The organism is Actinophytocola sp. (assembly GCF_035942955.1).
Classification (GTDB): domain Bacteria; phylum Actinomycetota; class Actinomycetes; order Mycobacteriales; family Pseudonocardiaceae; genus DASYTH01.
The window spans coordinates 1-11,059 of the sequence record NZ_DASZCQ010000231.1; the positions used below are offsets into that span (position 1 = coordinate 1).

General features: G+C 74.2%; 13 protein-coding genes and 1 pseudogene. 12 read left to right on the top strand and 2 right to left on the bottom strand.

Features of this window, described 5'->3' with window-relative positions:
* Positions 1-780 (top strand): annotated as a pseudogene (locus VGX25_RS23870) (primosome assembly protein PriA); the annotation flags it as partial.
* Here VGX25_RS23870 and VGX25_RS23875 read toward each other — a convergent pair.
* Entirely contained in the window at positions 777-1,661 is an 885-nt protein-coding gene (locus VGX25_RS23875; protein ID WP_326920120.1) for a hypothetical protein, read from the bottom strand. The pseudogene VGX25_RS23870 and the gene VGX25_RS23875 overlap by 4 nt on opposite strands.
* Positions 1,658-2,218 (bottom strand): RNA polymerase sigma factor, encoded by a 561-nt coding sequence (locus tag VGX25_RS23880; protein ID WP_326920121.1) that lies wholly within the window; start codon positions 2,216-2,218, stop codon positions 1,658-1,660. Before VGX25_RS23880 ends, VGX25_RS23875 begins: the two co-directional genes overlap by 4 nt.
* Positions 2,219-2,303: 85 nt before the next feature.
* Here VGX25_RS23880 and def point away from each other — a divergent pair, with 85 nt between their 5' ends.
* The 11 genes from def to VGX25_RS23935 all read left to right on the top strand — a co-directional run bounded on the left by def (position 2,304) and on the right by VGX25_RS23935 (position 10,877).
* Entirely contained in the window at positions 2,304-2,852 is a 549-nt protein-coding gene (gene def, locus VGX25_RS23885; RefSeq protein WP_326920122.1) for a peptide deformylase, read from the top strand.
* A 63-nt stretch (positions 2,853-2,915) separates the two neighbouring features.
* Positions 2,916-3,842, top strand: a complete 927-nt coding sequence (fmt, locus tag VGX25_RS23890; RefSeq protein ID WP_326920123.1) for a methionyl-tRNA formyltransferase — start codon at positions 2,916-2,918, stop codon at positions 3,840-3,842.
* Positions 3,839-5,269 (top strand): RsmB/NOP family class I SAM-dependent RNA methyltransferase, encoded by a 1,431-nt coding sequence (locus VGX25_RS23895; RefSeq protein WP_326920124.1) that lies wholly within the window; start codon positions 3,839-3,841, stop codon positions 5,267-5,269. The genes fmt and VGX25_RS23895 overlap by 4 nt, the downstream gene beginning before the upstream one ends.
* A gap of 166 nt (positions 5,270-5,435) precedes the next feature.
* Positions 5,436-5,936 carry a flavoprotein gene (locus VGX25_RS23900; RefSeq protein ID WP_326920125.1) on the top strand — a complete coding sequence of 167 codons (501 nt, stop codon included), beginning with the start codon at positions 5,436-5,438 and terminating at the stop codon, positions 5,934-5,936.
* A 58-nt stretch (positions 5,937-5,994) separates the two neighbouring features.
* The gene (locus tag VGX25_RS23905; RefSeq protein WP_326920126.1) at positions 5,995-6,975 is read left to right on the top strand and encodes an asparaginase; all 981 of its coding nucleotides are present in this window, start codon (positions 5,995-5,997) and stop codon (positions 6,973-6,975) included.
* Between the two features lie 45 nt (positions 6,976-7,020).
* A complete protein-coding gene (locus VGX25_RS23910) occupies positions 7,021-7,383 on the top strand; it encodes a PLD nuclease N-terminal domain-containing protein (protein WP_326920127.1) in 363 nt (120 codons plus the stop codon).
* Positions 7,384-7,455: 72 nt separating this feature from the next.
* The gene (rpe, locus tag VGX25_RS23915; RefSeq protein ID WP_326920132.1) at positions 7,456-8,115 is read left to right on the top strand and encodes a ribulose-phosphate 3-epimerase; all 660 of its coding nucleotides are present in this window, start codon (positions 7,456-7,458) and stop codon (positions 8,113-8,115) included.
* Between the two features lie 11 nt (positions 8,116-8,126).
* Positions 8,127-8,732 carry a riboflavin synthase gene (locus VGX25_RS23920; RefSeq protein ID WP_326920128.1) on the top strand — a complete coding sequence of 202 codons (606 nt, stop codon included), beginning with the start codon at positions 8,127-8,129 and terminating at the stop codon, positions 8,730-8,732.
* Positions 8,729-9,970, top strand: a complete 1,242-nt coding sequence (locus VGX25_RS23925; protein ID WP_326920129.1) for a bifunctional 3,4-dihydroxy-2-butanone-4-phosphate synthase/GTP cyclohydrolase II — start codon at positions 8,729-8,731, stop codon at positions 9,968-9,970. The genes VGX25_RS23920 and VGX25_RS23925 overlap by 4 nt, the downstream gene beginning before the upstream one ends.
* Entirely contained in the window at positions 9,967-10,446 is a 480-nt protein-coding gene (gene ribH, locus VGX25_RS23930) for a 6,7-dimethyl-8-ribityllumazine synthase (protein ID WP_326920130.1), read from the top strand. The genes VGX25_RS23925 and ribH overlap by 4 nt, the downstream gene beginning before the upstream one ends.
* Positions 10,443-10,877, top strand: a complete 435-nt coding sequence (locus tag VGX25_RS23935; RefSeq protein WP_326920131.1) for a PH domain-containing protein — start codon at positions 10,443-10,445, stop codon at positions 10,875-10,877. The genes ribH and VGX25_RS23935 overlap by 4 nt, the downstream gene beginning before the upstream one ends.
* Positions 10,878-11,059 lie beyond the last annotated feature (182 nt).

Here is an 11,059-nt window from a genome sequence, read left to right on the forward strand (position 1 = left end):
CTGCGCGCCGGCACCGAGGCGGCGGCACCGTACTGCCGGTGGTGCGGCGCGCCGGACGCCCTGTTCCGGTGCGGGGCCTGCGGGGGGCGCCGGCTGCGGGCGGTGGTGGTCGGCGCGAAGCGGACCGCGGAGGAGCTCGGCCGGGCGTTCCCGGACGTCCCGGTGCTGTCCTCCGGCGGCAGCCACGTGCTGTCCGAAGTGGACGCCAAGCCTGCGCTCGTGGTGGCCACCCCTGGCGCCGAGCCGGTGGCCGCGGCCGGCTACGGTGCCGCGCTGCTGCTGGACGGCTGGGCCCTGCTCGGCCGGGCGGACCTGCGGGCCGGCGAGGAGGCGCTGCGCAGGTGGATGGCCGCGGCCGCGCTCGTCCGGCCGGCCGGCGCCGGCGGCCGGGTGGTCGTCATGGCCGAGTCGGCTCTGCAACCGGTGCAGGCGCTGGTGCGCTGGGACCCGGCGTGGCACGCCGGCCAGGAGCTGGCCGCGCGCACCGAGCTGGGCTTCCCGCCGGCCGCGCGGATGGCCTCGGTGGACGGGGTGCCGGACGCGGTCGCGGCGTTCCTCGACGAGCTGGAGCTACCGGAGTCCGGCGAGATCCTCGGCCCGGTCCCGCTCGGCGAGGCTGACCACAGTGGACAGTCCGAGCGGGAGCGTGCGTTGCTCAGGGTGCCGCGCTCGGACGGCCGGGCCCTGGCCGCCGCGCTGGCCGCGACCCAGGCCGTGCGCACCGCGCGGAAGGAGCTGGACCCGGTCCGGGTCCAGCTCGATCCGCTCGAGTTGATCTAGCGGGGCCGGTCGACCGCCGTCGCGCCGACCGGGCGGACCCTGGCCCGCTCGAACCGGAACCCGCCGCTGGACAGCGGGGTGCCGTTGGCGTCGTAGACGGTGCTGACGATCTCGTCGCCATCCTTGAGCGTGCCGACGTGCACCACGAACTGGATGCCCTGCACGCTCGCCCGCTCGGTCCGGCCCTGGAACTCGAACCCGCCGGTGGAGCTGACCAACGTGCCCACCTCGCAGTCGAGCCGGGCGGCGCCCTGCAGCACGCCGGCCAGCACGCCGGCCGGCGACAGGTAGAGCCCATAGAGGTCGACGACCGTCGACCCGCCGGGCGGCCGCCCGATCATCGTCATCGGCTCCGCGCTCGGGTCGGACACCGTCGCCGTCGTGGCCGTGGTGTCGCAGAACATCGGCCGGCCGCCGCCCTCGCGGTAGGCGGTGATCCGGTGGCCGTTGAGCTCAACGGCGTAGACCGGCTGCCAGGCCTGCCGTGGCGCGAACTCGTGCGCCCTTGGGCTGGCGGCGGCCACCGCCGCGCACCGGTCCAGGTCCTCGGCGGCCCTGGCCTGGTCCAGCGGCGGGATCGGCAGCGGTGTCGGCGCGACGCCGGGTGGCCGGCTGGACGTCGGGCGGCGCGGGATCGAGCTGCGCGACGTCGTCGGTGGGGTGGCGAGCACGCCGTCCCCCTCCCCGGAACCGGCCGTGGACTGGGCGACGATCGCGGCGCCTGCGGCGAGCACGGCGACGCCCGCCGCGGCGGCCAGCGGGGCCCGGAGGTTGACGAGCCGGCCGGCCGGCGGCTCGGTCAGGCCCGCCAGCACCCGGGCTCGCATCCGGGTCAGCACCTCGAACGGCAGCTCGCGGCGCGGGGGAAGATCCAGGTTCACGACTCCTCCTCGAGATGGGTGCGCAGCCGGGCCCGTGCCCGCGACAGCCTGGCCCTGACGTTGGTCTCGGCGACGCCGAGGACCGCGGCGGCGTCGGCGATGGAGACCTCACCGAGCAGGCACAGCTCGAACGCCTCGCGCTCGGCCCGGGGCAGCGCGCCGGCGGCGGCGAGGACCGACCGCATCCGCCGGTCGTCGTCGACCCGGCTGGCCACCGCGTCGGCGTGGTCGGCGCAGCTGCCCTCGGCCGGCAGCCGGCGCAGCGCGCGCAGGAACCGCCCGGAGCGCCGGTGCTCGTTGCGGACCAGGTTGCCGGCCACCGCGTACAACCAGGGCAGCGCGCTGTCCCGGACCAGCGTGACCTCGCGCCGCTTGCGCCACGCGGCCAGGAACGTGTTCGCCGCGACGTCCTCGGCCAGCGTCCACGAGCCGGTGAGCCGGTAGGCGTGGTTCCACACCGCGCCCGCGTGCCGCTCGAACAGCGCGGTGAACGCGGCGTGATCGCCGCCGGCCGCGCGGCGCCAGAGCTCGGCGTCGGACGTGGAGGTGCCGGTCATGGTCTCCATGTACAGAGGTGTCCGCTCTCGTCGTGGTGTGACACCTAGACTGGGCGCCGCCGTCCATCACACACGAGGGAGATCCGTGACCGTTCAGCCGATCCGGCTCTTCGGCGATCCGGTGCTGCGCACGCCGGCCGTCGAGGTGGTCGACTTCGACAAGGAGCTGGCCACGCTCGTGCGGGACCTGTGGGACACCATGGAGTCGCGCAACGGCGCCGGGCTCGCCGCGCCCCAGCTGGGTGTCGGTCTGCGGGTGTTCACCTACCACTGCGACGGCGCGGCCGGCCATCTGGTCAACCCGACCTGGACCGCGCTCGGCGACGAGTACCAGGACGGCGAGGAGGGGTGCCTGTCCATCCCCGGCATGTACTGGGACTGCCGGCGGCACCTCAACGTGGTGGCCCGCGGCTGGAACATGCACGGCGAGCCGGTCGAGATCGAGGGCAGCGAGATGCTGGCCCGGTGCATCCAGCACGAGACCGACCACCTCGACGGGGTGCTGTTCGTCGACCGGCTGGACCCCGAGACCCGCAAGGCGGCCATGAAGGCCATCCGCGAGGCCGACTGGTTCGATGGGCGGGTGCCGGTGATCAAAGAGGATCCCCATCCGCTGTTCGGCGGGAGGCGGTAGCCAGATGGCGTCGCGGCAGTCATGGCGACCACTGCGCCTGTTCGCGGAAAAGGCGGCTCGTTCATGAGGGTGGTGTTCGCGGGGACGCCGGCGGCGGCTTTGCCGTCGCTGCGGGCGTTTCTCGAGTCCGACCGGCACGAGGTGCTCGCCGTGGTCACCCGGCCGGACGCGCCGGCCGGGCGGGGGCGGCACCTGCAGCGCTCGCCGGTGGGCGCGCTGGCCGACGAGCACGGGCTCGAGGTGCTCACCCCGCGCAAGGCCTCCGATCCGGAGTTCCTCGACCGGTTGCGCGACCTGGCCCCGGACTGCTGCCCGGTGGTGGCCTACGGCGCGCTGCTGCCGCAGAAGGCCCTCGACATCCCCAAGCACGGCTGGATCAACCTGCACTTCTCGGTGCTGCCGGCGTGGCGGGGCGCGGCGCCGGTGCAGGCCGCGGTGCGCAACGGCGACGAGATCACCGGGGCGAGCACGTTCCGCATCGTCAGGGAGCTCGACGCCGGGCCGGTGTACGGCGTGCTGACCGAGCCGGTGCGGCCGCACGACACCGCAGGAGACCTGCTCGACCGGCTTTCCGAGGCCGGCGCGCGGCTCCTGCTGTCCACAGTGGACGGTATTGAGGACGGCACGCTGCAACCGGTCGAGCAGGCCGGCGACGGGGTCAGCTACGCGCCCAAGGTCACCCCGGACGATGCCAGGGTGGACTTCTCCGCCCCCGCCATGGCCGTCGACCGGCTGATCCGGGCGATGACCCCGGATCCGGGCGCCTGGGCGGAGTTTCGCGGCGAGCGGGTCAAGCTCGGCCCGGTGTCGCTTGTGGACGGTTTCCGGCTCGAGCCGGGCGAGCTGCGGGTCGAGCGGCGCCGGGTGCTTGCCGGCACCGCGAGCCAGCCGGTCCGGCTCGGCGAGGTGCAGGCGCAGGGCAAGAAGCGGATGCCGGCGACCGACTGGGCGCGCGGCGTGCGGGTCGAGCCGGGGGAGCGGTTGACATGACCCAGCCCAGCCGGCGCTCCGGCCGGCCTTCCCGGCCGCGCGCCCCGCATCCGCCGCGGCGGTTCCGGCAGCCGAGCCGCCCGCCGGTGGAGGACCCGGCCCGCCGGGCGGCGCTGGACACGCTGCGCGCGGTGCGGCACCGCGACGCCTATGCCAACCTGCTGCTGCCCCAGCTGCTGCGGGAGCGGCGGATCACCGGCCGGGACGCGGCGCTGGCCACCGAGCTGGCCTACGGCACCTGCCGGATGGCCGGCCTGCTCGACCAGGTGCTCGCCGAGTGCGTCGACCGTCCGCTGTCCAAAGTGGAGCCCGAGTTGCTCGACGCGCTGCGGCTCGGCGGCTACCAGCTGCTGCGCACCAGGATCCCGCCGCACGCCGCGGTCGACTCCACGGTGGACCTCGTGCGCGGGGAGCAGGGCTCCCGGGTCGCCGGGTTCGTCAACGCCGTGTTGCGCAAGGTGGCCGAGCACGGCGAGCAGGAGTGGATCGACCGGCTGGCCCCGGATCCCGCCGAGGACCCGGTCGGCCACCTGGCCGTGCGCACCGCGCATCCGCGCTGGGTGGCAAGGGCCTACGCCGACGCGCTCGGCAGCACCGGCGAGGAGCTTGCCGCCGCGCTTGCGGCCAACAACGAGCGGCCGACCGTGCACCTGGTGGCCCGGCCGGGCGAGGTGAGCGCCGCGGAGCTGGCCGCGAGGACCGGCGGGGAGGTGGCGCCGTACTCGCCGTACGGGGTGCGGCTGGCGGCCGGCGCCGGCGATCCGGCCTACCTGGACCCGGTGCGTGAGCGGCTGGCCGCGGTGCAGGACGAGGGCAGCCAGCTGTGCGCGCTCGCGCTGACCCGGCCCGCGCTCGACGGTCCGGACGGGCGCTGGCTGGACCTGTGCGCCGGGCCCGGCGGCAAGGCGGCGCTGCTCGGCGCGCTGGCCGGCATGGCGGGCGGCACGCTGGACGCGGTGGACAAGGCGCCGCACCGGGCCCGGCTGGTCGAGCAGATCACCGAGGGCCTGCCGGTGCGCGTGCACGTCGCCGACGGCCGCGACTCCGGGCTGCCGGCCGGCGCGTACGACCGGGTGCTGGTCGACGCCCCGTGCACGGGCCTCGGCGCGCTGCGGCGCCGGCCGGAGGCGCGGTGGCGGCGCCAGCCGTCCGACGTCGGCGGCCTGACCCGGCTGCAGCGCGAGCTGCTGCTGGCCGCCGTGTCGCTGGTCCGTCCCGGCGGCGTCGTGGCCTACGTGGTCTGCTCGCCGCACCTGGCCGAGACCGTCGGCGTGGTGGCCGACGTGGTCCGCCGCACCGGCGTCACCGCGCTGGACGCCAGGGAGCACTTCCCCCGTGTGTCCGATGTGGACGATGGACCGTACGTGCAGCTCTGGCCGCACCGGCACGGCACCGACGCCATGTTCTGCGCGCTGCTCCGGAAATGAGCAAATCCGCGGGAGGAGGTCGCGGCAGCCGAGGCGACCACCGGGCGCGCCCTCGGCCGAAGGCCCGCTATCGCGGTGGCCGGGCCGCGGCCGACGACCGGAGCAATGGCTCGAAATGGCCCTGCCGGCGCGATTGCGTGCGCACAGACTCGCGGAAAGCACTGCGATGAGGACCCTCGGGTTGGTGGCGTCCGCGGGCGGGGGGATGGACGCCCGGCTGCGGGTCGAGGTGGCCGAGCCCGCGGTGCGCCGGGGCTGGCGGCTGGCCATCACGGTGACGCCGATCGCCGCGCGCTGGCTGGACGCCGTCGGGGAGCTGAACCGGTTGCAGGCGCTGACCGAGCTGCCGGTGCGCAGCCAGTCGCGGCTGCCCAGCCAGCCCAAGCCGTACCCGATGCCGGACGCTTTCCTGTTCGTCCCGGCCACCGCCAACTCGCTGGCCAAGCTGGCCCTGGGGATCGCCGACAACCAGGCCATGACCGCGCTCGGCGAGGCGGTCGGGGCGCCGGCCGTGCCCGTCGTCGTGTGCCCGCAGGCCGACGAGAACCAGCGCCGGCACCCGGCCTGGGCCGGCCACCTTGCCACCCTCGCCGCGGCCGGCGTGCTGATCGCCGACTCGGCCGCCGAACCCTGGGAGCCGCTGCTCGACCTGGTGGAGGTGTCGTGAGTCTCTTCATGGGTTGTCGCACCACAAAAGACTCACGACCCCCACGCCGGGAGTCCGCGTGACCAAGCGGATCACCGTCATCGCCATGGGCGGCACCATCGCGATGACGCCCGACGCCGGCGGCGGGGTCGTGCCCACCCTGACCGCCGACGACCTGCTGGCCGCCGTGCCGGGGCTGGCCGAGCTGGACCTCGAGATCACCGCACGGACCCTGTTCTCGCTGCCCAGCCCGTCGATCACGTTCGCGCACCTGGCCACGCTGGTGTCGGCGATCGGGGAGGAGATCGCCGCCGGCGGCACCGGCGTGGTGATCACCCAGGGCACCGACACCATCGAGGAGACCGCCTTCTTCCTCGACCTCACCGTGCCGGGCGACACGCCGGTGGTGGTGACCGGCGCGATGCGGCACCCCAGCCTGGCCGGCCCGGACGGCCCGGCCAACCTGCTCGCCGGGATCCGGGTGGCGGCAAGCCCGGCCGCGCGGGGCCTCGGCGGGCTCGTCGTGTTCGCCGACGAGGTGCACGCCGCCCGGCTGGTGCGCAAGACCCACACGGCGAGCACCGGCGCGTTCGTCTCGCCCGGCTTCGGCCCGCTCGGACTGGTCGTGGAGGGCGAGCCGCGGCTGCTGACCACCCCGGGCGCCCGGCACTGCCTGCCCGTCGGCCCGCGGGTGACCGAGGTGCGGGTCGGCGTCGTGCCCACGGCCCTCGGCGACGACGGCGCGCTGCTGCGCTGCGTCGACGGGTTCGACGGGCTGGTGCTCGCCGGGGTCGGCGCCGGCCACGTGCCCGAGCCGGTGGTGCCCGTGCTCGCCGACGTCGCCGCCCGCATGCCGGTGGTGCTCGCCTCCCGCGCGGGCGCCGGCGCGATGCTCACCCACACCTACTCCTACCCGGGCTCGGAGGTGGACCTGATCGGCCGCGGCCTGATCCCGTCCGGCTTCCTCGACCCGTACAAGGCGCGGATCCTGCTGCACCTGCTGCTGGCGTCGGACGCGTCCCGCACCGAGATCACCAGAACCTTCGCGCGCTTCGGCTGAGCTGCCATACTGTCCGCCGGCTCTGGGCGGACTGGGAGGACAGCTATGCCGATCATCGGTGGGCTCGGCTTGCTCGTGCTGGCACTGTGGATCTTCTGCATCATCGACGTGATCACCTCCAGCGAGTGGGAGGTGCGCAACCTCCCCAAGATGGGCTGGCTGCTGATCGTGCTGCTGCTGCCCACGGTCGGCTCGATCGTCTGGCTGGTCGCCGGCCGCCCGCAGACGGGCCGCGGGTGGGCCTCGCCGCAGCGTTCGACGCCGCCCTACCCGGAGTACGACCGCCCGGGCCGGCACGTCGCCGCCAATCCCGAGGACGACGCGGAGTTCCTGCGCCGGTGCCGGGAGCGCGCCGAGCAGCAGCGCCGGGCCGCGCGCGAGAAACGCCGACTGGACGAGGAGACCTAGCTCACGGCCCAATCGCCGCTGTACTGGGCGCCCGTCCGTACGGCCTAAGCTCGGACTGTGACCGGAGGACCGATGATCGCGCCGAGCATCCTGTCGGCCGACTTCGCCCGGCTCGCCGACGAGGTGGCGGCGGTGCGCGGGGCCGAGTGGCTGCACGTCGACGTGATGGACGCGCACTTCGTCCCCAACCTCACCATCGGGCTGCCGGTCGTGGAGGCACTGCTCGGCGTGACCGACATCCCGCTCGACTGCCACCTCATGATCGACGATCCGGACACCTGGGCGGTCCGGTACGCCAAGGCCGGCGCCCACAACGTGACCATCCACATCGAAGCGGCCGACGATCCGCTCAGGATCGCCGACGAGCTGCGCGCCGCCGGGGCCCTCGCCGGGCTGGCGATTAAACCGAAGACCCCGCTCGAGGCGTATATCGAGGTGCTCCGGCACTACGACACCCTGCTGGTGATGTCCGTCGAACCCGGTTTCGGCGGTCAGCGGTTCATCCCCGAGGTGCTCGACAAGGTGCGTGCGGCCCGGCGGCTGGTGGACAGCGGCGAGCTCAGCGTGCTGGTGGAGATCGACGGCGGGATCAACGAGGAGACGATCGAGCAGGCGGCGGAGGCCGGGGTGGACTGTTTCGTCGCCGGCTCGGCGGTGTACGGCGCGGACGACCCGGCCACGATGGTGGCCGTGCTCCGGGATCTCGCCGCGGCGGCGGCCGGCCGGGACTAGAGGAGGCACAGGTGTTCACGGGGATCGTGGAGGAGCTGGGGGAGGTCACGGCGGTCGAAGCCCGGCCGAACTCCGCGCACCTGACCGTGCACGGCCCGGTCGTCACCTCCGACGCGCGGCCGGGCGACTCGATCTCGGTCAACGGCGTGTGCCTGACCGTGGTGGAGGTGGCCGCCGGATCGTTCACCGTGGACGTGGTGCACGAGACGCTGCGCCGGTCCAGCTTGGACAAGGCGCACGTCGGTGACCGGGTGAACCTGGAGCGGGCGGCGGCGCTCGGCGACCGGCTCGGCGGGCACATCGTCCAGGGCCACGTGGACGGCACCGGCGTGCTGCTGTCCCGCGACGAGGCCGGGCTCACCCGGTTCGCGCTGCCGCCGGGCCTGTCGCGCTACCTGGTGGAGAAGGGCTCGGTCACCGTCGACGGCGTCTCGCTGACCGTGGTGGAGGTCTCCGACGAGGAGTTCTCGGTCGCGCTCATCCCGACCACGCTCGAGCTCACCACCCTGGGCATCAAGCAACCCGGCGACATCGTCAACCTCGAAGTGGATGTGCTGGCGAAGTATGTGGAGAGACTGGTCTCACCACACCTCGAGCCGAGGGAGGCCGGCCGGTGACTGATTTCGACACCATCGAGCGTGCGGTCGCCGCGATCGCCGACGGGCGGCCGGTCGTCGTCGTCGACGACGAGGACCGGGAGAACGAGGGCGACCTGATCTTCGCCGCGGAGAAGGCCACGCCGGAGCTGCTGGCGTTCATGGTGCGCTACACGTCGGGCTACATCTGCGTGCCGCTCACCGAGTCCGACTGCGACCGACTCGACCTGCCGCCGATGTACCACACCAACCAGGACCGCCGGGGCACCGCGTACACCGTCACCGTGGACGCCAGGGACGGCGTGAGCACCGGCATCTCCGCCGCCGACCGCGCGCACACCATCCGGCTGCTGGCCGACCCCGACTCCAAGGCGACCGACTTCACCCGCCCGGGGCACGTGGTTCCGTTGCGCGGCAAGGAAGGCGGCGTGCTGCGCCGGCCGGGGCACACCGAGGCGGCGATCGACCTGGCCCGGATGGCCGGCCTGCGACCCGCCGGCGTGCTGTGCGAGATCGTGTCGCAGAAGGACGAAGGCGACATGGCCCGGCGCGACGAGCTCGAGGTGTTCGCCGCCGAGCACGACCTGCCGCTGATCTCGATCGCCGAGCTGATCAAGTACCGGCGGCGCACCGAGAAGCAGGTGGTCCGGGTCGGCGAGGCCCGCCTGCCCACCGCGCACGGCACGTTCCGGGCCATCGGCTACGACAGCCTGCTGGACGGCATCGAGCACATCGCGTTGGTGTACGGCGACATCGGCGACGGCGAGGACGTGCTCGTCCGGGTGCACTCCGAGTGCCTCACCGGCGACGTGTTCGGCTCGCTGCGCTGCGACTGCGGGCCGCAGCTGGACGCCGCCGTCGAGGCCGTTGCCGCCGAGGGCCGGGGCGTCGTGCTGTACATGCGCGGCCACGAGGGGCGCGGTATCGGGTTGATCCACAAGCTGCACGCCTACCAGCTGCAGGACGACGGCCTGGACACCGTGGACGCCAACCTGGCGCTCGGCGTGCCGGCCGACGCCCGGGACTACGGGCAGGGCGCGCAGATCCTGGTCGACCTCGGCGTCAAGTCGATGCGCCTGCTGACCAACAACCCGGCCAAGCGGATCGGCCTCGACGGCTACGGCCTCACCATCGTCGACCGGGTGCCGCTGCCCATCCGGCCCAACCCGGAGAACCTGCGCTACCTGCGCACCAAGCGCGACCGGATGGGGCACGAGCTGGCCTTCCTCGACCAGCTGGACGAGGCGGAGCTGTCGTGAGCGGATCGGGGCGTCCGGAACTGGAGGTGCCGGACGGCAAGGGTTTGCGGCTGGCGATCGCGGCCACCCGGTGGCACACGAAGATCACCGGCACGCTGCTCGACCGCGCGCTGGTCGCCGCCAAGCAGGCCGGGATCGCCGAGCCGACCGTGGTCCGGGTGGCCGGCGCGATGGAGCTGCCGGTGGTGTGCCAGGAGCTGGCCCGCCGGCACGACGCGGTGGTGGCCCTCGGCGTGGTGATCCGCGGCGGCACCCCGCACTTCGAGTACGTCTGCGACTCGGTCACCGCCGGGCTGACCCGGGTGGCGCTCGACGAGTCCACCCCGGTGGGCAACGGCGTGCTGACGGTCAACGACGAGCAGCAGGCGCTCGACCGCTGCGGGCTGCCGGACTCGGCCGAGGACAAGGGGTTCGAGGCCTGCGTGGCGGCGCTCGACGCCGCGCTCGTGCTGCGTGGCCTGCGAGGCCCCGCGTGACCCAGGTGATCTTCCGGCCGCGCCGGATCCGGGTGCTCGCCGGCATCCTCGCCGTGGTCTTCGTGGCCGTGTTCGTCGTGGTGGCCGTGCTCCTCAAGCGCAGCGACACCGGTGTCGTCTTCCACACCTCCGACCAGGTGGCCATGATCGGGATCGGCCTGCTGCTCGCCGCCGGGGCCCTCTGGTCCACCTGGCCCCGGGTGCGCGCCGACGCCGAGGGCATCGAGGTGCGCAACCTCCTCGGCGCCCGCCGCTACGGTTGGGACGTGGTGCGGCGCGTCAGCTTCCCGGACGGCGCCGCATGGGCCCGTCTCGAGCTCCCCGCCGACGAGTACGTCCCGATGCTCGCCATCCAAGCCATCGACCGCGACCGCGCCGTCGCCGCCATGCGCGAGCTCCGCCGCCTGCACCGCGAGGCCGGCTCCGGCTGAGGCCGGACCTGGCGTGGGGCCGGCGGGTGGTCGGTTCCCGCCCGCCCGTGCCCAGGCACCGAGCCCCGCGCCACGCACCCGATCACCGATGGCCCGGCGCAACCAAGGCCCACCGGGCGGAGCCGGGCCCGCCGCGCGCCGTGCCGGAAACCGGTCGCCAAATTGGGGTGCCAGGAACGGCG

Excerpts from the sequence above, each read along its gene's own strand:
- VGX25_RS23880 (WP_326920121.1), bottom strand. The coding sequence starts at position 2,218 with ATGACCGGCACCTCCACGTCCGACGCCGAGCTCTGGCGCCGCGCGGCC.
- fmt (WP_326920123.1), top strand. The coding sequence starts at position 2,916 with ATGAGGGTGGTGTTCGCGGGGACGCCGGCGGCGGCTTTGCCGTCGCTG.
- VGX25_RS23895 (WP_326920124.1), top strand. The coding sequence starts at position 3,839 with ATGACCCAGCCCAGCCGGCGCTCCGGCCGGCCTTCCCGGCCGCGCGCC.
- VGX25_RS23900 (WP_326920125.1), top strand. The coding sequence starts at position 5,436 with ATGAGGACCCTCGGGTTGGTGGCGTCCGCGGGCGGGGGGATGGACGCC.
- VGX25_RS23910 (WP_326920127.1), top strand. The coding sequence starts at position 7,021 with ATGCCGATCATCGGTGGGCTCGGCTTGCTCGTGCTGGCACTGTGGATC.
- rpe (WP_326920132.1), top strand. The coding sequence starts at position 7,456 with ATGATCGCGCCGAGCATCCTGTCGGCCGACTTCGCCCGGCTCGCCGAC.